The 21992-nt window shown below is 73.1% G+C and carries 18 protein-coding genes; 4 read left to right on the forward strand and 14 right to left on the reverse strand.

The window, feature by feature from the left end; genetic code table 11:
* Positions 1–78 precede the first annotated feature (78 nt).
* Positions 79–903: a tyrosinase MelC2 gene (melC2, locus tag ACWD1Z_RS30860; protein ID WP_451123083.1), complete on the reverse strand. Its 825-nt coding sequence runs from the start codon at positions 901–903 to the stop codon at positions 79–81.
* Positions 904–955: 52 nt separating this feature from the next.
* On the reverse strand, positions 956–1324 hold the full coding sequence (gene melC1, locus ACWD1Z_RS30865) for an apotyrosinase chaperone MelC1 (RefSeq protein ID WP_451123085.1): 369 nt from the start codon (positions 1322–1324) through the stop codon (positions 956–958).
* A 345-nt stretch (positions 1325–1669) separates the two neighbouring features.
* Between melC1 and ACWD1Z_RS30870 the strand changes: the two genes are divergently transcribed.
* Genes ACWD1Z_RS30870 through ACWD1Z_RS30880 form a run of 3 tightly spaced genes read left to right on the forward strand, consistent with a single transcriptional unit; the run spans position 1670 to position 4454 of the window.
* The gene (locus tag ACWD1Z_RS30870) at positions 1670–2884 is read left to right on the forward strand and encodes an FAD-dependent monooxygenase (RefSeq protein WP_451123087.1); all 1215 of its coding nucleotides are present in this window, start codon (positions 1670–1672) and stop codon (positions 2882–2884) included.
* 57 nt (positions 2885–2941) lie between these two features.
* Positions 2942–3925 carry an aldo/keto reductase gene (locus tag ACWD1Z_RS30875; RefSeq protein WP_451123089.1) on the forward strand — a complete coding sequence of 328 codons (984 nt, stop codon included), beginning with the start codon at positions 2942–2944 and terminating at the stop codon, positions 3923–3925.
* A gap of 37 nt (positions 3926–3962) precedes the next feature.
* Complete coding sequence (locus ACWD1Z_RS30880; protein WP_451123091.1) at positions 3963–4454, forward strand: DUF6328 family protein; 492 nt, start codon at positions 3963–3965, stop codon at positions 4452–4454.
* Here ACWD1Z_RS30880 and ACWD1Z_RS30885 read toward each other — a convergent pair.
* Entirely contained in the window at positions 4436–5485 is a 1050-nt protein-coding gene (locus ACWD1Z_RS30885; RefSeq protein WP_451123093.1) for a hypothetical protein, read from the reverse strand. The genes ACWD1Z_RS30880 and ACWD1Z_RS30885 overlap by 19 nt on opposite strands.
* A gap of 100 nt (positions 5486–5585) precedes the next feature.
* Positions 5586–6557: an LLM class F420-dependent oxidoreductase gene (locus ACWD1Z_RS30890; protein ID WP_451123095.1), complete on the reverse strand. Its 972-nt coding sequence runs from the start codon at positions 6555–6557 to the stop codon at positions 5586–5588.
* Positions 6558–6615: 58 nt separating this feature from the next.
* On the opposite strand from ACWD1Z_RS30890, the gene ACWD1Z_RS30895 reads away from it, so the two are divergent.
* Positions 6616–8016, forward strand: coding sequence for a serine hydrolase domain-containing protein (locus ACWD1Z_RS30895; protein WP_451123097.1), 1401 nt, complete (start codon positions 6616–6618; stop codon positions 8014–8016).
* Here the strand turns inward: ACWD1Z_RS30895 and ACWD1Z_RS30900 are convergent.
* The 10 genes from ACWD1Z_RS30900 to ACWD1Z_RS30945 form a co-directional block, all read right to left on the reverse strand.
* Positions 8008–9555, reverse strand: a complete 1548-nt coding sequence (locus tag ACWD1Z_RS30900; protein WP_451123175.1) for a serine/threonine-protein kinase — start codon at positions 9553–9555, stop codon at positions 8008–8010. The two genes, ACWD1Z_RS30895 and ACWD1Z_RS30900, sit on opposite strands and share 9 nt — an antisense overlap.
* Before the next feature lie 132 nt (positions 9556–9687).
* Positions 9688–10713 carry a polyprenyl synthetase family protein gene (locus ACWD1Z_RS30905; RefSeq protein ID WP_451123099.1) on the reverse strand — a complete coding sequence of 342 codons (1026 nt, stop codon included), beginning with the start codon at positions 10711–10713 and terminating at the stop codon, positions 9688–9690.
* Complete coding sequence (locus tag ACWD1Z_RS30910; protein ID WP_451123101.1) at positions 10710–11744, reverse strand: tetratricopeptide repeat protein; 1035 nt, start codon at positions 11742–11744, stop codon at positions 10710–10712. The genes ACWD1Z_RS30905 and ACWD1Z_RS30910 overlap by 4 nt, the downstream gene beginning before the upstream one ends.
* Positions 11745–11921: 177 nt before the next feature.
* Complete coding sequence (locus tag ACWD1Z_RS30915; protein WP_451123103.1) at positions 11922–12599, reverse strand: AIM24 family protein; 678 nt, start codon at positions 12597–12599, stop codon at positions 11922–11924.
* Between the two features lie 55 nt (positions 12600–12654).
* On the reverse strand, positions 12655–14088 hold the full coding sequence (locus tag ACWD1Z_RS30920) for a CAP domain-containing protein (protein WP_451123105.1): 1434 nt from the start codon (positions 14086–14088) through the stop codon (positions 12655–12657).
* An 85-nt stretch (positions 14089–14173) separates the two neighbouring features.
* Positions 14174–15361 carry a serine hydrolase domain-containing protein gene (locus ACWD1Z_RS30925; protein ID WP_451123107.1) on the reverse strand — a complete coding sequence of 396 codons (1188 nt, stop codon included), beginning with the start codon at positions 15359–15361 and terminating at the stop codon, positions 14174–14176.
* Positions 15362–15485: 124 nt separating this feature from the next.
* Positions 15486–18407 carry an ATP-binding protein gene (locus tag ACWD1Z_RS30930; protein ID WP_451123177.1) on the reverse strand — a complete coding sequence of 974 codons (2922 nt, stop codon included), beginning with the start codon at positions 18405–18407 and terminating at the stop codon, positions 15486–15488.
* Between the two features lie 94 nt (positions 18408–18501).
* A complete protein-coding gene (locus tag ACWD1Z_RS30935) occupies positions 18502–18852 on the reverse strand; it encodes a UBP-type zinc finger domain-containing protein (protein ID WP_451123109.1) in 351 nt (116 codons plus the stop codon).
* Positions 18849–20309 (reverse strand): ATP-binding protein, encoded by a 1461-nt coding sequence (locus tag ACWD1Z_RS30940; RefSeq protein ID WP_451123111.1) that lies wholly within the window; start codon positions 20307–20309, stop codon positions 18849–18851. The genes ACWD1Z_RS30935 and ACWD1Z_RS30940 overlap by 4 nt, the downstream gene beginning before the upstream one ends.
* Positions 20306–21982, reverse strand: a complete 1677-nt coding sequence (locus ACWD1Z_RS30945; protein WP_451123113.1) for an FAD-dependent oxidoreductase — start codon at positions 21980–21982, stop codon at positions 20306–20308. The genes ACWD1Z_RS30940 and ACWD1Z_RS30945 overlap by 4 nt, the downstream gene beginning before the upstream one ends.
* Between the last annotated feature and the right edge of the window lie 10 nt (positions 21983–21992).

The raw sequence follows: 21992 nt of genomic DNA on the forward strand, positions 1-21992 counted from the left end.
TCCCGGCACGGGTTACCGCGTGCCGTGGGGGACAAACCGCCGGAGGAGTGACTCGTTCCGCCGGGTCGTTCCGCCGGCTCAGGCCGCGTCGAAGGTGTAGTGCGGCGTGTGGTCCAGCAGGTCGGCGGGCCGTACGTCGTTCCACGGCTTCATCGTGTCGCCGAGGTCGATCACATCGGGGGTGCCCGCCGCCGGGAGGTAGCCGGAGCCGGGGTGCCGGCGCTGCCAGTCCGCCCAGAGCCGGTCCACGTAGGCGTGATGCAGCCAGAACACCGGGTCGTTGGGGGAGACCCCGGTGCCCATCTGCCCGCCCACCCACACATGCACCCGGTTGTGCAGATTGACCCCGCGCCACCCCTCCAGATGGTTGCGGAACCCGTCCGAGCCGCTGTTCCAGGGCGCCATGTCGTACGTCGGCATCGCCAGCACGGAGTCCACCTCGGCCCGGGTCGGCAGCGGGCGTCCGCCGCCGCCGAGGGCCCGGCGCAGATAGGTACGGCCGTCTATCCGGACGTTGACGGGCCAGTTGCCGGTGGAGGCGGCGAAGGGGCCGTCCATCACGCGGCCGTCCAGGCTCCGCCCGGTGCCGCCGAGGAAGTCCGGTGCCCACAGCGAGGCCCGTGCCGTGCGGTCGGCGGTCCAGTCCCAGTAGGGCAGCGCGACCGAGGGGTCCACCGCCTGCAGGGCGCGCTCGAAGTCGAGCAGGAATCTGCGGTGCCAGGGCAGGAAGGACGGCGAACGATGCCCCGTACGCTCGCCGCTGTCGGTGTCGGCCATGATGAAGGCGTTGTGCGTGGTGACGAACTCGTCGTAGCGGCCGGTGCGCTTGAGCTCCAGGACGGCGGCGACGAAGCGGCGCTTCTCGTCGGCGGTCAGGTTCGCCTGGTTCTTGCGGACGGTCATGTGCGAGGGCTCCCGGAAGTGCTGTAGCGGTAGGGGCAGGTCACTGGGCGGGTCAATTCGTGGGGAACGGCAGGAGTGCGGCGCCCTGGAGCTCGTCCACCGCGGCCCGCGCCGCGGCACGCGGGGTGGTCACCGGGTCGTAGTGGCTGACGACGCTGATCCAGCTGCCGTCGGCGTTGCGCATCACGTGCAGCTCCGCCCCGTCGACGAACACGGCGTAACCGGCGCCGTGGTCGTGGTGCCCGCCGCCCGAGCGGGCCCGGCCCTGTATCCGGCGGCCCTTGTAGACCTCGTCGAAGGGTGCGGGGGAGCCGGGGTGGTGGCCGGCGGCCCGGGCGGGGGCGGCGAGCGTGGCGGCTCCGGAGGCGGCGGCGAGGGCGGCCGCCGCGGTGAGCGCGCGGCGACGGCTGAGTTCTGGCATACGGATCTCCCGGGGTGGTTCGGCTGTTGACTCCGTATGCCTATCGGGGAAGGTGAGACGCGGTGAAATCCCTTCGGAGCGGTTGGCTGCGATCCGGACAATTACCTACATGTCGTGTAAGGTTGAACAAAGATGATCTCGCTGCTCCGGTGCTGGACCGCCCTCCGGAACGGGCAATTCCTTCTCCCGGGACCCCTGATCCGGATGGTCTTTCGCGGACGGGCGGGTCACCGGTGGCGTGGGTCACGCCGGGAAAGTGACGCGATCCGGAAGCGGGGCCGGGCGCGGTCGCGCTGCTACTCTCCGTCTCTGAATGATCGCAATGAGTGATTCCAAGGGGTGCGCGTGAAGGTCGACTGCGTCGGAGGCGGGCCCGCGGGCCTGTACCTCTCGATCCTGCTGAAGCTGCAGGACCCGTCCCACGACATCACCGTGTACGAGCGCAACGCGGAGGGTTCCACCTACGGCTGGGGCGTCACCTACTGGCGCGGACTGCTCGACCGGCTGCACGCGCACGACCCCGAGTCGGCGCGCGCCATCGCCGACAACTCGGTCAGCTGGAGCGAAGGCGTGGCCCGGGTAAGGGACCTGACCGCCCGTCAGCCCGGCGACGAGGGCTTCGGCATCGGCCGCCACCGGCTGCTGGAACTCCTCGCCGCACGCGCCCGCTCGCTCGGCGTGCGACTGGAGTACGAGCACGAGATCGACCCGGCCGCCCCGCTCCCCGGAGCCGACCTGGTCGTCGCGAGCGACGGAGTGCACAGCGCCCTGCGCACCCACCACGCCGCCCACTTCGGCAGCGAACTGCGGCCCGGCCGCAACCACTACATCTGGCTCGGCACCACCAAGGTCTTCGACGCCTTCACCTTCGCCTTCGTGGAGACCGGCCACGGCTGGATCTGGGCCTACGGCTACCGCTTCGGCCCCGACCGCAGCACCTGCGTCGTCGAATGCGCCCCCGACACCTTCACCGGGCTCGGCCTCGACCGCGCCGACGAGGCGGAGAGCCTCGCCCTGCTGGAGAAGCTGTTCGCCGACACCCTCGACGGCCACACCCTGATCGGCCGCTCCCCGGCCGACGGCAGCTCCCCCTGGCTGAACTTCCGCACCCTCACCAACCGCACCTGGCACCGCGACAACCTGGTCCTGCTCGGCGACGCCGCCCACACCACCCACTACTCCATCGGCGCCGGCACCACCCTCGCCCTGGAGGACGCCCTCGCCCTGGCCGGCGCCCTGCGCGAGCACACCGACCTGCCGCGCGCCCTCGCCCGCTACGAACAGGAGCGCAAGCAGGCCCTGCTGCCCCTGCAGAGCGCGGCCCGCTACAGCGCCCAGTGGTACGAGAACCTGCCCCGCTACATCCACCTGCCGCCCGAGCACATGTTCGCCCTCCTCGGCCAGCGCCACTCACCCCTGCTGCCGTACGTCCCGCCCCAGCTCTACTACCGCCTGGACAAGGCGGCCGGACAGCTTCAGGCACTGCGCCGGTTCAAGCGCTGGCTGGGCCCCAAGGTCGCCCGCACGGTCCAGGCCAGGACGCTGACCTCGCGCGAGTAGCCCGATCGGCGCCCGCCCCGCGCGGAAAGCGCGCGGGGCGGGTGGCAGACTGACGCCATGGACGAGCGCACATTCGGCAGGTCTCAGCAGCACGCATCCGTGATCGGTCTCGGCACCTGGCAACTGGGTGCCGACTGGGGCGACGTGGACGACAAGGAAGCCCTCGCGGTCCTGGAGGCGGCCGCCGAGGCGGGGGTGACCTTCTTCGACACCGCCGACGTCTACGGCGACGGCCGCAGCGAGGAGACCATCGCGACCTTCCTGCGCAGCCGGCCCGACCTGCACGTCATGGTCGCCACCAAGATGGGCCGCCGGGTCGACCAGAACCCGGAGAACTACGTCCTGGACAACTTCCGCGCCTGGAACGACCGTTCCCGCCGCAACCTCGGCATCGACCGCATCGACCTGGTGCAGCTGCACTGCCCGCCGACCTCCGTCTACGCCACGGACGAGGTGTTCGACGCCCTCGACACCCTGGTCGCCGAGGAGCGCATCGCCGCCTACGGCGTCAGCGTGGAGACCTGCGAGGAGGCGCTCACCGCGATCGCCCGGCCCGGCGTGGCGAGCGTGCAGATCATCCTCAACGCCTTCCGCATGAAGCCCCTGCGCGCGGTCCTCCCGGCCGCCCAGGAGGCGGGCGTCGGCATCATCGCCCGCGTCCCGCTCGCCTCCGGCCTGCTGTCCGGCAAGTACACCAAGGACACCGTCTTCCCCGAGAACGACCACCGCACCTACAACCGGCACGGCGAGTCCTTCGACGTCGGCGAGACCTTCTCCGGCGTCGACTACACGACCGGCGTCGAGGCCGCCGCCGAGTTCTCCGCCCTCGCCCCGGAGGGGTACACCCCCGCCCAGCTCGCCCTGCGCTGGATCGTCCAGCAGCCCGGCGTGACCACGGTGATCCCCGGCGCCCGCTCGCCCGAGCAGGCCCGCGCCAACGCCGCCGCGGCCGAGCTTCCGGAGCTGCCGGAGACGACCCTCGCCGCGATCCGTGACCTGTACGACCGCCGGATCAAGGAGCAGGTCGAGAGCCGCTGGTGACCGTTTGAAGGATCAACCTCGGGGTCACACGGAGTTCATGGATCAGGCAGCAGAGAGACGTTCCGGCCGCAACGAGACCGAGGACGAGCGGGCCGACCGGATGTGGACGGAGCTCATCCAGGAGATCCGGGTGGCGCAGATGGGGGTGCAGATCCTCTTCGGATTCCTGCTCACCGTCGTGTTCACCCCGGCCTACGCGGACCTGGGCGACACCGAGCAGACCATCTACATCGTGACCGTCGTCCTGGGCGCCACCGCCACCGGCGCCCTGATAGGGCCGGTGTCCCTGCACCGGCTGGTGTCCGGCCGGCGCATCAAGTCCCGGGCGGTGCAGTGGGCGTCCCGGCTGACCTTCGTCGGCCTGGTGCTGCTGCTGGCCACCACGACGTCGTCCCTGCTGCTGATCCTGCGGGTCGCCACCCACGACGGCTTCGTCCCGTGGCTGGTCACCGGCGTGGTGCTGTGGTACCTCCTGTGCTGGTTCGTCCTGCCGTGGTGGGTACGGCGCCGCTACACGTCCAACGAGTGACCGCCGGTGCCGCCGGTGCCCTTGGCGCCGCGCAGGGTGGCGATGCACGAGGCGATGGCGTGCTGCAGTTCCTCCAACTGCTGCACCATGTCGTCCTCGACGAACTCCTGCACATCGTCGAAGGTGAGCTCCTCGAACACCTTCGTCGCCCTCTGCAGGCTGCTGTAGAACTTCGTCCGCCGCTCCTGGACGCGTAGCTCGGGGTCCGCCTCCACGGTCTCGGCGACGAGGGTCTTCATCGTGTCGTAGGCCTCGGTGGCCCACTCCCCGGTGTCCTCGTCCTCGTCCAGCTCGTCGAGCAGGGACAGATGCCGCTCGGCCTCCTGGCGCAGGTCGACGGGCGCGTCGATGGTCTGCCCGGCGGGCGTCTTGACCAGCCCGGACTCCGCGATCTGGCGGACGTAGCCGATCCGGTCGGCGGCCCGGCTCTCGCTGGCGACGGCCTTCTTCAGATCGTCGGTGCGCACCACGTCACGGGCCAGCTCGGCCTGGAGCTCCGGGTCCTCCTTGATGCGGTCGAGCAGCGCGCCGCGGGCGGCGCGGGCGGTGGAGGGGTCGGCGAGGATCGCGGCACGCAGCGCGGTGGGGTTCTCCGCGACCTCCAGCGCCTTCGTGGGCCGGATGCCCTCCGCCTCGGCGGCCTGGGCGATGGCGGTGCCGCGCTCGGAGGCGGCGCTGGTGCGCGAGACGTAGTAGGTCAGCCACACGTCGGCGTCCGGCAGTTCCACCTCCGCGCCCGGCCGGAGCGCCTCGAAGTGCGGGACCAGACCGTCGTCGGCGGCCCGGTCCCAGGCCTTGTAGTAGCGCATGACACGCTCGGGCGAGCAGCCGGCGAGTTCGGCGAACTCCTTCGCCGACACCTTCGGTGTCTCGTCCGCGCTCTGGCCGCCGGGGCGCACGCTGCGCGCCACCATCAGGCCGAAGGTCCACCCGCCGGTGCGGGCGTACGCCCCGAACTCACGCGCGTCCCGCGCGACGAGGTCGGACAGCGGCGCGGGGGAGGGCTCGGACGGGGCGAACGCTAGGGTCACGGAGGACTCTCCTGGGTCTCGGCGGGAACTCGGAAGCGCACAAGCGCAGCGGCAGCCTATATGCGCCTGCATACGACGGTTTGCCGGACCCCTGGGTGTGTCATCCGAAGGCGTCGCGCAGCGCGGGCAGCAGGGTCTTCTCCGACCAGTCCAGGTAGGCGGGCTGCGACTCCCCGCCGATCTGCACCAGGGCGATCTCGCTGAACCCGGCCTCCGCGTACGGCCGTACGGCCTCGACGAAGGCCTCCGGGTCGTCCCCGCACGGGATGGACGCGGCGACGTCGTCCGGGGTGACGAACTGGGTGGCCGACTCGAAGGAATCCGGGTGCGGCAGCTCGGAGTTGACCTTCCATCCGTTGCCGAACCAGCGGAACTGGGCATGGGCGCGCTTGACCGCGGTGTCCCGGTCGGGGTCGTAGCAGACCGGCAGCTGGCCGACCCTCGGCTTGCCCTGCCCGCCGTGCCGGTCGAAGGCGTCCAGCAGACCCGCCTTCGGTTCCGTGGCGATCACCAGGTCCGCGACCCGGCCGGCCAGTGCGCAGGACTGCTTCCCGGAGACGGCGACGCCGATCGGCGTCGGCTGGTCGGGCAGGTCCCACAGCCGGGCCGAGTCCACGTCGTAGTGGGGGCCGTGATGCGTGACATGGCCCCCGTCGAAGAGCGCCCGGATGATGTCGATCGCCTCCTCCAGCATCTCGTGCCGCACATCGACGGACGGCCAGCCGCCGCCCACCACATGCTCGTTGAGGTTCTCCCCGGAGCCCAGTCCGAGGCGGAAGCGGCCCTCGGACAGCAGCTGCATGGTGGCCGCCTTCTGCGCCACCACCGCCGGGTGGTAGCGGAAGCTCGGACACGTCACATAGGTCATCAGCGGAATCCGCCGGGTCGCCTGGGCGGCCGCGCCGAGCACGGTCCACGCGTACGGCGAGTGACCCTGCGAGCGCAGCCAGGGAAAGTAGTGGTCCGAGGTCACGGAGAAATCGAAGCCGGCCTCTTCGGCGCGCACCACGTGGTCGACGAGGTCACGCGGGCCGGCCTGCTCGGTCATCATCGTGTATCCGATTTGCACCATACGGCCCGAGTCCCCGGCCGGGGTACGGGAAAACGGACCGGTGGGTAATGATCCCGTCATGACGACTCGCCCCCTGCCCGCCGGCCCGCCCGCCTCCCAGGGCGTGGACGCCTCCGGTGTGCACGCCTTCCTCGACGCACTCGAATCCGACCCCGAGATCGAGCCGCACAGCCTCATGATCATGCGGCACGGCAGCCTCGTCGCCTCCGGCTGGTGGGCGCCGTACTCCGCCGGGCGGCCGCACCTGCTGTACTCGCTCAGCAAGAGCTTCACGTCCACCGCCGCCGGGTTCGCCGTCGCCGAGGGGCTGCTCGACCTCGACACTCCGGTGCTCTCGTACTTCCCCGAGTTCGACGCCGACGTCACCGACCCGCGCAGCCGGGCGATGCTCGTGCGGCACGTGGCGTCGATGGCCAGCGGCCACGAGGCCGAGACCCTGGACCGGGCCCGCGCGCTGGACCCCGACGAGCTGGTACGGGGGTTCCTGCGGATCCCGCCGGACCGGGATCCGGGGACGGTGTTCGCGTACAACCAGCCCACCACCTACACGCTCGCCACGATCGTCCAGCGCCTCACCGGGCAGTCGCTCACCGACTATCTGCGACCCCGGCTCTTCGACCCGATCGGCATCGGTGAGGTGGCGTGGCTGCGGGACCGGACGGGCCGCGACCTCGGCTTCAGCGGGCTGCACGCCACCACCGACGCGATCCTGCGGCTGGGGCAGCTGTATCTGGGCGGCGGGATATGGGACGGGCGGCGGGTGCTGCCCGAGTCCTGGGTCGCCGAGGCCACCCGCCCGCACACGGCGAACGACGACGGGCCGATGGGCGGCGAGGACTGGCGGCAGGGGTACGGCCTGCAGTTCTGGATGTCGCGGCACGGCTACCGCGGGGACGGCGCGTACGGCCAGTTCTGTCTGGTGCTGCCCGAGCAGGACGCGGTGATCGCGACGACCGCGGCCACCGTGGCCATGCAGAAGCTGCTCGACATGGTCTGGACGCATCTGCTGCCCGCGTTCCGCCCCGGGCCGCTGTCCGGCCGGGAGGCCGCGGACGCGGCCCTGGCGCAGCGGCTGGCCGGGCTGGCGCTGCCGCCGGCCGTGGGCGAACCCGCGCCGCAGGGGTGGACCTCGGTCGCCTTCGACTCGGACTGGATCTCCGCCGAGGTCACCGCGACCGCGGACGGGCACCGGCTGACGCTCGTCGAGGACGGTGAGCGGCTGGAACTGCGGCTCGCGGACAGCGGCTGGAGCATCGCCGAGGAGCCGGTCCCCACCGCCGTGAGCGGCGGCTGGACCGACGCCGGCACGCTGGAGGTGGAGGTGATCTTCCTGGAGACGCCCCACCGGCTCGCCGTGACCTGCTCGCTGCCGGACCGCACCTGCACGGCCCGCTGGCGCACCGAGCCCCTGCATCCGCGGCGCCTGCTCAGGATGGGCGCGCCACGCCGGTCAGGCTGAGGGCTCCTGGAAGGTGCGCAGCGCGGTGGCCAGGCCCTCGCGGTTGCCGGGGTCGGCCCAGTCGGCCGCGGGCGCCGTCCACCGCAGCGAGTAGCCGCGACCGCCGCCGAGCAGGAAACCCCGGCCGAGGGTGCGCACCCGGGTGCCCTCGGCCTCGGCGAGCCACTCCATCTCGGCGGCCTCCCGGCCCCGGTACGTCGTCGGCCGGATCTCCCCGAGCCTGCGGTACCCGCCGGCCTGCCGCAGGCCGGGTTCCACGTCGCGCCAGACGGCCACCGGATCGGGGCCCACCCGTTCGCTGTAGGTGACGGTGAGCGTGCGCGCGTCGCCGTCCGCGCCGAGCACCACGCGGTACGCCAGGTCAGAGACCCGGTCGGTGCTCAGCGGCCGCCAGCCCTCGGGGAGCGTGACGGAGAAGCCCTCGGGGGAGTCGTAGCGGCGGAAGGGAGCCTCGGTGGGAGCGGGCGGCGGCGTGGCAGAAGCGCTGGGCGAGGCGGTGGCGGAGGGGCTGGGGGAGGCGGTGGCGGTGGCGGACGGGGGCGGGCTGGGCTTCGGTCCGGCGGCGGGGGCGTCGGAGCCGCCGGGCAGCCGGTCGGTGACCGCGAGCACGGCGACCGCGACGGTGACCACGGCCACGGCGGTCCCCGCGATCACGGAGCGGTGGCTCCAGCCCGGACCGTGCGCGTACCGCCCGCGCAGCCGCGGGCTCGGCACGGCCGCCGCGGTCTCCTCGTCCAGCACGCGGACGAAGGCCTCCCGGACCACCGGGCGGGGCAGCCGCTCCACGGCGTCCTTGCGCAACAGCCCCTGCACGGCCTGGGTGAGCGGCCCCGCCCGCACCGGAGTGCGCAGCGGGAGGCGGTCCACGCCCTTCAGCGTGGCCTCCGGCCGGCCCCGGTCACGGAACGGCGGGCGCCCTTCCACCATCGTGTAGAGCAGGGCACCCAGCGTCCACAGATCGGTGGCCGGCCCGATCGGCTCGTCCCGTGCCTGCTCGGGGGAGGCGTAGGCGGGCGCCGCCAGCCGGGGCGCGAGGGTGGCCCCGGCCAGCCCGAACCCGGCGACCACGAGGGACCCGTCGTCGCGCACGAACACCTGGGCGGGGCTGAGTTCGCCGTGCGCGAGGCCCTGTCCGTGCGCCGTCTCCAGCACGTCGAGCAGCTCCAGGCCGATGCGCGCGGCCCGGACGTAGTTCAACGTGCCCTGCTGGACGAGCAGTTCGCTCAACGGCACGCCGTCGATCCACCGGGTGACCACCCACAGCGTCCCCGACTCCTCGACCACGTCCACGACTTCGGCGACCCGGTGGGGCAGCAGCAGCGCCATCCGCTCGCAGGTGTGCAGGACGCGCGCGATGATCCGGCGCGCCTCCTCCCCGTCCGGGAGGTCCGGCAGCCCGACCTGGGTGACCAGGACCGGCCGCTCCACCGCGATGTCCTCCCCGTACCAGCAGACGCGGTTGGTCTCCCGGCTGACGACCTCGACGAGCCGGAATCTCCCGGCGACCGACACGGGTGTGGAGACGTGCGCCTTGACCATGGTCATCCCTCGCTGAACCCCTGGCTCTCACCTTTCCCACAGGTACGGCGGGCGTGACGGGGTGTGTTCAAGGATTCGCCGAGCGAGATGCGCCGATTCCCGATTGTTCATCCGGCGCCTCGAACACCCGTGTCACAGGTCGCGGCGCACCAGGAAGTCCAGCAGCGCCCCCAACTCCCCGGCCGCCCCGGCCTCCAGGGGTACGGCGTCCAGGGCGGCCTCGGCGACGGCGATCCGGCGCCGCGCCTCGCCGAGCGCCGCCGACCGGCCGCCCGCCTCCTCGATCAGCTCTGCCGTACGGCCGAAGTCCTCGCCCGCTTCGAGGAGTTCGGCCAGCCGTCCGGCCACGGGTGTGCCGAGGGCGGCCAGCACCGGGAACGTCTTCTTGCGTTCCCGCAGATCGCCGTGGACGGGCTTGCCGGTGACCGCGGGATCGCCCCAGACGCCGAGGACGTCGTCGACGATCTGGAAGGCGACCCCGAGGTCGCGCCCGGCGCGGTCCAGCGCGGCGACCGTCCCCGGCGGGGCGCCGCCCAGCGCGGCACCCAGGGCGGCGGCGCAGCCCAGCAGGGCGCCCGTCTTGTGCTCGGCCATCACCCGGTACTCCTCCGGCCGCACGCGCTGCGGCCCCGTCCACGGCCGGGTCGCGAACAGCAGGTCGTCGGCCTGCCCGCGCACCAGATCGCCGAGCGCCCCCGACAGCAGCCGTACGGCGCCGCCGCCCCCGGGCGCCGCGGCGAGCGTCCCGACGGCCAGCGCGAACAGCGCGTCGCCCGCGAGGACGGCAGGGCCGGTGCCGTACGCCTTCCACACGGTGGGGCGACGGCGGCGGTCCTGGTCGCCGTCCATGATGTCGTCGTGCAGCAGGGAGAAGGCGTGCACCAGTTCCACGGCCACCGCGGCGGTCGTCCCGGCCTCGGCGGGGCCGCCCGCGGCCTCCGCGCCGAGCACCGCCAGTGCCTGGCGCACCCCTTTGCCTCCGGCGGCGGCGGCCGGGGCGCCGCCCACCTCGCACCAGCCGAAGGAGTAGGCGGCCATCTCACCGACCCAGGGATGCAGCCGCCCCACGGCCTCGACCAGTGCCGGGCGGACCAACTCCCGGCACCGGTCCAGCACGTGAACGCCGGAAAGGGGAGCCGCGGAGGGAAGCGCCGTCACCGTCCGGCCTCCGCGCCCAGCTCCTCCTGCGCCCGGGCCACCATCTCCCGGGCGTGCTTCAGGCCGATCCGGTCCAAGGTCCGGGCCAGTTCCGCCAGTTCGGCCTCGGTCTCGGCGCTGTCCCGGCCCAGTCGGGCCCTGGACTTGGCCAGGCCCAGCCGGGCCAGGGCCTCCCCGCGCGGTTCGCTCATGGCGCGGAACCCGGCGAGCGCCTGCTCGTACAGGCCGCGGGCCTCGGCGTAACGACCCGCGCGGTACAGGACGTTGCCGCGCATCTTGTGGTTGTAGGCGAGCGCGCTGGAGAGCTTCATCGCCCGGCAGATCGTCTCCGCCTCGGACAGCAGCGCCAGGGCCCGCCCGGTGTCCTTGTCACGCACCGAGACGATGTCGGCGAGTCCGCGCAGTGCCCAGGCGTGCCCGCGCCGGTCGTCGGCGCGCGCGGCGATCCCGGCCGCCTCCTCGAACAGGGCGTACGCCGTGTCGTAGGCGCCGGTGTTGCGGTGGATCTGCGCGATGCCCTCCAGCGCCCACACCGTGTGCCGGGCCTCGCCGCGCCGGCGGGCCTCGGCCAGCAACTGCTCGTGCAGCCGCGTCACGGCCTCGTAGTCGCCCTGGATGCGGCCGGTCTCGGCGAGGCCGGCCAGGGAGTATCCGCGCACCACGACGTCCCCGCCGCGCTCACCGAGGTCGGCGGCGAGCTGGAGCAGCCGCCGGGCCAGCGCGAACTCCCCGCGCTGCCGGGCCAGGGTGCCGCCGCTCCACAGCGCCCAGGCCATTGCCGCGGTGTCCCCGGCCCGGCGGGCGGCCCGGTAGCTGGCCTTCCAGGCCCGGTCCGCCTCGCCGATCCGGCCGAGGCGCCGGTGTGCCTCGGCGACGGCGAGCCCGGAGCGGGCCGCCTCGCCGTGCCTCCCGGCCCGCTCGGCGGCCCGCAGTTCCTCGGTGCCGGCGGCCAGGACGTCGGTGAGCGAGGAGTTCACGGACAGGGTCGTCAGGGCGCCCTGGTACTCCGGGGCGAATGCCTTGCCGTACATGGATCCCTCTCGGTCCGTATACACAGCATCTCTACATTGAGCGTATACATGATGTGTATAGAGCGTCGGACACCCGCCCCGGCCCCCGACGGGCCAGGGCGGTGTCATCTGTTGCCGATCAAGACGTGGACGGAGCCGACGGGGTTGCCCGTGAGGCGCAGATCACCTCACGGACCGTCAGTGCTGCTGGGGCTTCTGCGGGGTCGCCTCACTCGGCCGTACGACCACGAAGCCCTCACCGCTCAGCATCAGCTGCACGGCCTCCCCGGAGCCGCCGCGCAGCATCGAACCGATGGACTGGGAGCGGTGCAGCGAGGTCGCGAGCCCCGCGCTCCAGCCGACCACCGCGTCCGTGTCGACGTAGACCGGGTACTGCGCCGACACCGGGATCACCAGAGGATTGCCGTCGCAGACCAGGCCCAGCCGGCCCTGGCCCGTGAACACGCTGTTGAACAGTCCGCCGCCGCTGATGCCGGCCCCCTTCACGGTGGCGATCCGGTACGACAGCGAGGCGTCGAAGCACAGGACGTTACGGCCGTTGACGGTGAACTCGTCGCCGGGGTCGAGCTCGACGACGAAGCAGTTCTGCGCCTCGTGCGCGAACCAGGCCTCGCCCTGGCCGCGCACCGCCATCAGCGGCAGCCCTTCCCCGGTGACCGCGCGTTTGAGCATGCCGCCCACGCCCTGGCCCTTGCGCTCGAACTGGAGGTTGCCGCGGTAGGCGATCATCGCGCCCTGGCGGGCCAGCATCTCGCCGCTCACCGTGTATCTGATGCACTTGGAGTTCTCGACGGTCATACCCGGCGCGGTGGCGGGCTGGACCATGTGCTCGCTGGAAAACAGATCACCCTTCATGAGGGCATCGTGTCGCGGACGGTGTCCCTCCGCCTAGCTCGCGCGGCAACCTGCCTCAGCCGCCGAAGAGCTGGGTCCAGTACGTGCCCGCTTCGCCGCCGCCCGCGAAGCCGACGCCGATGTGCGTGAAGTCGCGCTTGAGGATGTTGGCGCGATGGCCGGGGCTGTTCATCCAGCCCTGGACGACCTCGGCGGGGGAGCGCTGGCCGCAGGCTATGTTCTCGCCGATCGAGCGCCGCCGGGAGCCCGCCGCGGCCGCCCGGTCCCAGGGCCGGCTGCCGTCGGGGGAGGTGTGGGAGTAGAAGGCCCGCGCGACCATGTCGGCGCTGTGCGCCTGCGCGGCGGTGGTGAGGAACGGGTCGACGGCGAGCGGCGGGAGACCGGCCCCGGCACGTTCCCGGTTGGTGAGCTCCACCACCCGGGTGGCGGTCCTGGCCAGCTCCGCCGGGGTGGAGGGGCGGGCCCAGAGCGCCGTCCAGTAGACGTCCCCGGAGCGGGCGGGGGAGCATGCGAACCCGGCGTGGGTGAAGGCCGGGGCGAGCAGGGTGCGCCGGGACCGGTCGGAGCCCAGGCAGTACTCGACGAACTCGGCGGGCGAGCGCGGGCCGGACACCAGGTGCTCCCCGACGGTCACATACGCGTACCCGGTCGCGGTGACGCGCCGGTGGAGACCCGCACCGTCCAGGCGGTTCCGCGCCGCCATGGCGAGGGCGTGGTCCCGCGCGGCGGAGCTCAGACGGGCGTCCAGGGCGACGGGCGGGGCACCGGCCGAGGCCCGGGCGGCGTTGACGAGACGGGCGAAGCCGTCCGGATCGGAGGGCGCGCCCTCCGTGATGACCATGCCGAGGCCCGGGCCCGGGCCGGTGGGCGTGCTCTGTGCGGTGTTCGGCCCGAAGCCCCGTACCTGCCCGGTGGGCGTGCTCTGCGCGGTATTCGGCCCGACGCCCGGGCCGGTGGGCGCGCTCCCCGCGGTGTTCGCCCCGACGCCCGGGCCCGGCCCGGTGGGCGCGTCCTCCGCGATGTCCACCCCGAAGTCGCGGGCCAGGCCCGTCAGTCCGTCGGCGTACCCCTGGCCCAGGGCCCGCAGCTTCCAGCCGCCGCCGCGGCGGTACAGCTCGGCGAGCAGCAGCACGGTCTCCTGCCGGGGGCGCGGTGGGGCGAACCGGGCCAGGGTGCGGCCGCCCGCTCCGGTGACGTGCAGCGTCGGCGCGGGGAGGCCGCCGAGGGCGGTGCCGGGGTCGGCGGGGCTGATGACGACCGTGACCCGAGTGGCGCCCGGCCGCAGCCGCGCGGGGTCGACGGTCAGCGTGTCGCCGTGCAGCCGCGCGCCCGGGGCGGCCGGCTGGTTGTAGAACACGAAGTCGCCGTCGCCGCGGACCTTGCCGCCGTCGTCCGTGATGAGGGCGGACACATCGAACGGGCCGGGCACCCGGACGGCCACGGCGCCGTCCGGGAGGGGCACATTGCCCCCGGGGACCAACTCGCTCATGGGGCCGTCCTGATGTCCACGTACGCGTCCGGAGAGGTATGTCCGGAAAACGTGCGCCGCCCCGCGAGGGTTCCCGCCCCCCGACTCAGCGCCGGACAGCCCCCGGATCGATCCGCTCGCCGGCCGACGAACCGCGCTTCACCTTCGGCTTCTTGCCGCAGAACGCCGACTCCAGCGTGCCCAGCATGGTGGTGTGCACCGTGCCGTTGTTGGAGGTGTTGGCGAGCGCCGCCAGGCTGCGCCGCCCGTCCTTGGAGGCGAACGCGTAGGTGTAGAAACCCTGGACGGCACCCGTATGCCCGTACACGGACACCCCGCACGACAGGTCCCGGCGCCGCAGCCCGAGCCCGTACGCCTGACCGGAGCCCGCGGGCACCCACCGCTTCATCTGCGCCAGTTGCGCCGCCGAGGTCAGCCGGCCGCCGAGCAGCGCCGACAGGAAGGTGTTCAGGTCCCGCGCGCTGGAGATGACGGCCCCCGCGCTCTGCGCCCAGGAGACCGTCTGCTCGGTGGCGTCGACCAGCGCGGCGCCCGGTGTGTCCGGGGTGAGGTAGCCGCGGGTGTACCGGCCCGGGATGCGGGTGCCGGGGTGGACGTAGAAGGTGTCGGTCAGCTTCAGCGGCTCGATGATCCGGTTCTGGTACTCGGCGCGCAGGGTGTTCCCGGTCAGCTTCTTGATGAGCATGCCGGCGACGACGAAATTGGTGTTGGAGTAGGTGTAGGCGCCGCCCGGCGCGGTGGTGCGGGGCCTGGACAGCGAGCGGGCCAGCAGCTGCCGGTGCGTGAAGACCTTGGTGCGCACCGCCTCGAAGCCGGGAACCGTCTCGGCGAACATGTCGTTGGTGTAGTCGTACAGGCCGCTGCGGTGGTTCAGGACGTGGCGCACGGTGATCCGGTCGTCGGGCAGCAGCCCGGGCAGATGGCGGTTGACCGGGTCGTCGAGCTTCAGCTTCTTCTCGTCGACCAGTTGCAGCAGGACCACGGCGGTGAAGGTCTTGGTGACGCTGCCGATGCGGAACCGGTCGGTGGTGGTGAGGGCGCGCAGTGTGGCGCGGTCGGCGATGCCCGCGGCGATCGTGGAGACGGTGCCGTGATCGTCGACGCGGGCCATCGCGCCGGGCGCGCCCTGCTGCATCGCGGTGCGCAGGACGCCCCGCAGGGCCGCGAGATCGGGCTCGGGTCCCTGGGGTGCCGCGTGCGCCGGGACTGTCAGGAGGGCGAGGAGGACCGCCGTCCCCCACGCCGTGCCCTTGCCCACCGTTGCCGAGTCCATCCGCGCCCTCTCTCCCTGCTGACACTCCGTCACGGCGACGCACAGTAGTGCCAGGGAGAGGAGAAAAGATGCTCATTCGAGGTCCGAACGGACGCGTCTCACCCGTACGGGAAAGGCGGAAGTCTCAGCCGGACGTCGTCGGCTCCGGCGCGATCAGCCCCTCGCGGTAGGCGACGGCCACCGCCTCACCGCGGCTCGCGGCGCCCAGTTTGGCGAGGATGTTGGAGACGTGGACGCTCGCCGTCTTGCCGCTGATGAAGAGCTCCTCGCCTATCTGCCGGTTGCTGCGGCCGCGGGCCAGCAGCCGCAGCACGTCCTGCTCCCGGGCGGTCAGCGGGGACGCGGTCGGTTCCCGCGTGTCCGACAGGCGGGCCCGGCGGATGAGGGCGTCCACCCGTTCCAGCAGCGGCAGCGCGCCCAGCCGCGCGGCCGTCTCCCGTACCGCCGCCGCCTCGACGGCCGCCTCCTCGCGCCGCTCGGCCGTCACCAGCGCCTCGGCGTAGCGGTACCGGCAGCGCGCCCGCTCGTAGGCGTCGCCGTAGTCGACCGCGGCCACCGCCTTGGCCCAGGCCGCCACCTCGGGCCCCGCGGTCGCCCGCAGCCACTCGGCCTCGGCGCGGGCGAGCCACGCCATGCCCTCCGGACCCTGCGGCGTCCGGTTGGCGCTGTGCACGGCCGAGTCCCGCGCCAGCTCCATCAGCTCCGTCGCGGTGTCCGCCCAGCGCCCGGCCCCGGCCTCGTCGCCGCCGTGCCGCAGCTCGACGGCGCGGTCGGCCACGGCGGACAGCGCCAGCGCGGCGAGCCGCACCGTCACATCGGGGCGGAAGCCCGCGTCGTCGGTGAGCGCCGCGACCGTGGACCGCACCCGCTCGACCGCCGCCTCGGGATCGCCCGCCATGGCGGCGGCGTCGGTCAGCACGATGCCCGCGATCAGCGCGGCCATCCAGTCGAACGGCCCCTCCAGCAGCGCCCGGGCCCGGTCGGCGGCCGTCAGGTCCCCGCGCGCCAGCGAGACGTACCAGGCGGGCCCGGACGTGTAACCGCCCGCGGGCGGCAGCATGTCGGCGTCGCTCGCCGCGGCCCGCAGGCACTCGTCCCAGCGGCCCAGCGTGTACAGCACCAGCAGCCGGAGATAGCGCATCTCCATCGGATACGACGAGGACAGCAGCCCGGCGCGGCGGGCCCGGTCGAGCCCCTCGGTCAGCCACGGCAGGCACTCCTCCAGCTCGCCCGCCTCGTAACTGCCCATGGCGAAGTGGAGCAGGGCCCGCAGCTCCACCGCCGCGTTGCCCGCGGTCCGCGCCAGGTCCCGCGCCTCGCGCAGCCGTGCCCGGCCCTCGGGGCTGCGCCGGCCGTCGCCCTCGAGGATCGCCAGGGAGACGAGCAGGTCGGCCCGGGCGTCCGTGACCCCCAGCCGCTCGGCGACGGCCAGCGCCTCGTGGGCCACCCGCAACGCCGTTTGCCCCTCCCCGACCTGACGGGCCGCCAGCACATGGGTGGCGGCCGCCCACACCCAGGTGGGCGACGGCGGCTCGGCGGGGATCAGGGCCAGCGCCTCACTGCTGTGGGCGAAGGCCGCGCTCAGGTTGTCGACGGTCATCAGATTGCCCGCGAGGGTGTACCGGACCCGGGCGGCCAGCTCTGAGTCCTCCTGCTGGTCGACGCCCGCCAGCGCGGACCGGGTCAGCGCCACCGCGCGGTGCGCCTCTCCGGCGTGGGCGGCGGCCGAGGAGGCGCGCAGGGTGAGCGTCACCCGGTCGTGGCCCTCGCCCGAGGGGCGCGCGGACGGCTCCACCGACGGCCACAGATCGAGCACCGCCTCCAGATGCCGCAGCTCCTCGGCGGGCGCGCCGACCCGCCGGGCGTGGTCGGCGGCCTCCAGCGAGGCGGTGAGCGCCTCGGCGAGCTCATGGCTCTCGCGGTAGTGGTGGGCGCGCTCGGCCGCGGTCTCGGCGCGCCGGGCCCGGCCGGCGAGCAGCCGGGCGAACGCGCCGTGCAGCCGGGACCGTTCGCCGGGCAGCAGATCGGCGTAGACCGCCTCCCGCGCCAGGGCGTGCCGGAAGGAGTACGTGTCACCGTCGCCGGGCACCAGCAGTTGCCGGCCCAGGGCCTCGCGCAGCGCCGACTCCAGCTCGGCCTCGGGCAGTCCGGCCGCATCGCGCAGCAGATCGTGCTCGACGCGCCGCCCGGCGACCGCGGCGGTGCGCAGCACCTGCTGGGCGGTCTCGGACAGTTGCTCGAAGCGGATCAGCAGGACGTCGGCGAGACCGCTCGGCACCCCGCCGGCCTCGGTGTCCGTGGCCGCGAGAAGCTCCTCGGCGTAGAAGGCGTTGCCCTCGGCGCGCTCGACGATCCTGCGGACCGTGGTCTCCGGCAGCGGGCGTTCCTCCAGGGCCCGTACCAGCTCGGCCACTTCGGTGTCGTCGAGCGGCCGCAGCTCCAGCCGCTCCACCGCGGGCAGCCGGACCAGCTCCGCCAGCAGCGGGCGCAGCGGATGCCGCCGGTGCAGATCGTCCGCGCGGTAGGAGGCCAGCAGCGCGACCCCGCCCGCCGGCCGCTGGAGCACACCCCGGCTGAGCAGGAACCGCAGCAGATCCCGGGAGGACTGGTCGGCCCAGTGCAGGTCCTCCAGGACGAGCAGCAGCGGCGCGGTGCCGGCCAGGTCGGCCAGGAGCGCGGCCATGCCCTCGAACAGCTGGAGCCGGGAGTCCCGCGCGGTGTCCGTGCCGCCGCCCAGCATCCGGCCGACGACCGGATGTCCCGCGAGCACGTCGGCGAACCGCGGATCCGCGGCGAGCGCGCCGAGCACCTCGGTGAACGGCAGGTACGGCAGACCGACGTCACCGAGGTCGACGCAGTGGCCGGTGAGGACGGTCATGCCGTCCGCCGCGCCCCGCGAGGCGATCTCGTCCAGCACCCGGGTCTTGCCGACTCCGGCGTCCCCGGCGACCAGGACGGCCCGCGCCTCACCGGCACGGGCACGCTCCAGCACACCGAGGAGCCGGGCCAGCTCGTGTTCTCGGCCGATGAGGGGCGCGGGGGCCATGGTCTGCGTCACTCGCTCATCCTGGCACGCGTGTGCGACCGAAGGGGGTGCGGGGAAGGGCGTGACCAGCCACGGCCCGCCCCGCCCCCCCGCCTCAGGCGCGCCGCAGCGCCTGGGCCCAGTCCGCGGGCACCCGCCCAGCGGGCCCCGGCGAGGGCTGCTCCGCGGGATGGCTGACCGGCGGCGCCAGTTCCGGCCCCGACTCGTACAGCTCGGAGGAGCCGTAGTCCCAGAACCACTCCTCGCCCGGCTCGTAACTCTGCACGACGGGATGCCCGGTGGCCTTGAAGTGCCCGGTGGCGTGCCGGCCGGGAGAGGAGTCACAGCACCCCACATGCCCGCACTGCGCACACCGGCGCAGATGGAACCACCATCCGCCGTGCTCGTCGCACTCCACGCACCCGGCGCCGCTGGGCGACGCGCCGGGATCGATTCCCTCGGTCATACGGACTCCTCAATCGTGTCGTCGTCAGCGGCGGCGGTGAGCGGAAGCAGCACCTGGAAACGGGTATCGCCCGGCTCGGACTCCACCTGGAGGGACCCGTGGTGCTTGTTGACCACGATCCGCCAGGAGATGTCCAGACCCAGGCCGGTGCCCTCGCCGACGGGCTTGGTGGTGAAGAAGGGGTCGAAGATCCGTCCGCGGATCTCCCGCGGGATGCCGACGCCGGTGTCGCGGAACTCCACCAGCAGCCGGTCGTGCTCCCGAGCCGTCCGCACGGTCAGCGTCCCTTCCCCGCCCGCGCTGTTGACGGCGGAGACCGCGTTGTCGATGAGGTTCGTCCACACCTGGTTCAGCTCCGCCGGGTAGGCGGGGATCTCCGGGAGGGTGCGGTCGTACTCCTTGACGACCTTGATCTGCGGGCCGATCTTCCCGGAAAGCATCAGCAGGGTGCTGTCGAGGAGTTCGTGGACGTCGACGCTGCGGAAGGGGGCGCGGTCGAGCTGCGAGTACTGCTTGGCGGCGTCGACCAGGTGCGAGACACGCGTGGTGGAGTCCGCGATCTCGTCCATCAACAGCTCGGTCTCCACCGTGTAGTTGAGCCAGCCGATCGCCCCGGGGAGGATGTCCTCGTCCACGGCCGCGGCGACCTGCTCCAGCCAGTCCACGTCAAGTCCGGCCTGCACGAAGGCCGGTGCGAGCCGCCAGCCCTCGCTGATGCCGTGGTCGTCGAGCCAGTCGGTGAGCGCGTCCTCGCGGTCGGCCGCCTCCAGCGGGCCCAGGGCCGGTGCCTTGCCTACGCGTTCGGCGGTGCGCTCCTGGATGTCGATGAGGCTCGCCAGGCTCTCGCGCGGGTACGGGCCGGAGGAGATCACGGCCAGCTTGTGCCGCATCTTCGCCACCCGCTCGCGCAAGGAGGCGGTCGCCCGCACGGCCGCCGCCGCGGGGTTGTTGAGCTCATGGGTGAGACCCGCCGACAACGAGCCGAGCGCCAGCAGCCGTTCGCGCTGGCCGATGACCCGCTGGGTGTTCTTCGAGCCGAAGAAGAGCCCCTCCAGCAGGTGCACGGCCATCGGGAACCATTCCCGCATGACGGCCGCGAACGTGTCGGCGGGCAGCACGAAGAACCGCGTCGGCTCCGTCACGCGCATGGAGTTGTTGTAGACCTGCCGCTCCCGGTCGCCGAGATAGGCCTGCATGGCCCCCGAGTACACGCCTCGCTGGGAGCTGCGGATCACCTCCACGTCGTCCGTGCCGACCCGGCGGGACAGCACCACCGTGCCCTCGACCATGACGTAGAAGCAGGTCGCCGGTTCGCCCTCCGCGTACACCGGCCCCGGCTCGAACCGCTCCATCCGCCCCTCGGCGCACAGTCTGCCGAGCTGCTCGGGGGAGAGCTTCTCGAACAGGAACAGCGAGCCGATCTCCGCGGGGCTGCACGGCACGGGCCGGCCGCTCACGACTGCTCCAGATAGCGGTGGACGAGCATCACGGCCATGGCTCCCTCTCCTACGGCGGACGCGACCCGCTTGGCGGACTCGGCGCGCGCGTCGCCGGCCACGAAGACGCCCGGCACATTGGTCTCCAGGTGGTACGGCGGCCGGTCCAGCTCCCAGTCCGCCGGCGGCCGCCCGTCGGGGGTGAGGTCGGGCCCGGCGAGGATGAAGCCGCCGCTGTCGCGCAGCACGGTGCCGTCCAGCCAGTCGGTCAGCGGGGCGGCGCCGATGAAGACGAACAGCCACTGCGCGTCGACGAGTTCGCTCTCCCCGCTGTCCAGGTCGCGCAGCGTCAGCTGTTCCAGGTGGCCGTCGCCGTGGGCGGCCTCGACGACCGTCCTCGGGCGGACGCCGATGTTGGGCGCCTCGTTGATCTGCTGGATCAGGTAGTGCGACATCGACGCCGACAGATCCGCCCCGCGCACCAGCAGGGTCACCGACTTGGCGCCCTTGGACAGGTACATCGCCGCCTGCCCCGCGGAGTTGGCGCCGCCGACGATGTACACGTCCTGCCCCTGGCAGGAGGGCGCCTCGGTCAGCGCGGAGCCGTAGAACACCCCGCAGCTGGTGAGTTCGGCGCAGCCGGGTGCCTGGAGCTGGCGGTAGGAGACACCGGTCGCCAGGATCACGCTGTGCGCGGCGATGGCCGAGCCGTCGGAGAACCGCACGAGTCGCGCGGCGCCGCTGACCTCCAGGCCGGTGACCTCGCGGGCGGTGAGGACCTCGGCGCCGAACCTGGCGGCCTGCCGGCGGGCCCGGTCGGTGAGCTGGGCGCCGGAGACGCCGTCCGGGAAGCCGAGGTAGTTCTCGATCCGCGAGCTCTGTCCGGCCTGCCCGCCGGTCGCCGACCGCTCCACGAGTACCGTCCGCAGCCCCTCGGACGCCCCGTACACCGCGGCGCCGAGCCCGGCCGGACCGCCGCCGATGACGACGAGGTCGTAGAAGTCGGCGGTCGGCGTGGTGGCGAGGCCGACGTGCGCGGCGAGCTCCGGCGCGTCCGGCTCGACCAGCGGTGTCCCCTCCGGCGTGATCACCAGCGGCAGCCGCTGCCCGTCCTCGCCCGCGGCGGCGAGCAGCCGCCGCCCCTCGGGCTCGTCGGCGGAGTACCAGCGGTAGGGCACCTGGTTGCGGGCGAGGAACTCCCGTACGTCGGACGAGCGGGCCGACCACCGGTGCCCGACGACCTTGGTGGCGGGCACCGGCCGGTACTCGCTGCTCCGCCACGCCTCCAGCAGGTCGTCCAGCACGGGGTAGAGCTTCTCCTCGGGCGGATCCCACGGCTTGAGCAGGTAATGGTCGAGATCGACGACGTTGATGGCGTCGATGGCCGCGCTGGTGTCGGCGTACGCGGTGAGCAGGATCCGCCGCGCGCCGGGGTGGATGTCCATGGCCCGCTCGAGGAACTCGATGCCGTTCATCTGCGGCATCCGGTAGTCGGCCAGGATCACGGCCACGAGATCACCGCGCAGCTTCAGCTCCCGCAGTGCCTGAAGCGCGGACTCCCCGGACTCCGCGCGCACGATCCGGTACGACTCGCCGTAGCGCCGCCGCAGGTCACGGGCGACGGCACGGGAGACCCCCGGGTCGTCGTCCACGGTCAGGATGACGGTCCGCGCGGATTCGGCGGCCTGTGCCATACGTCTCCCA

The organism is Streptomyces sp. NPDC002784 (assembly GCF_053592135.1).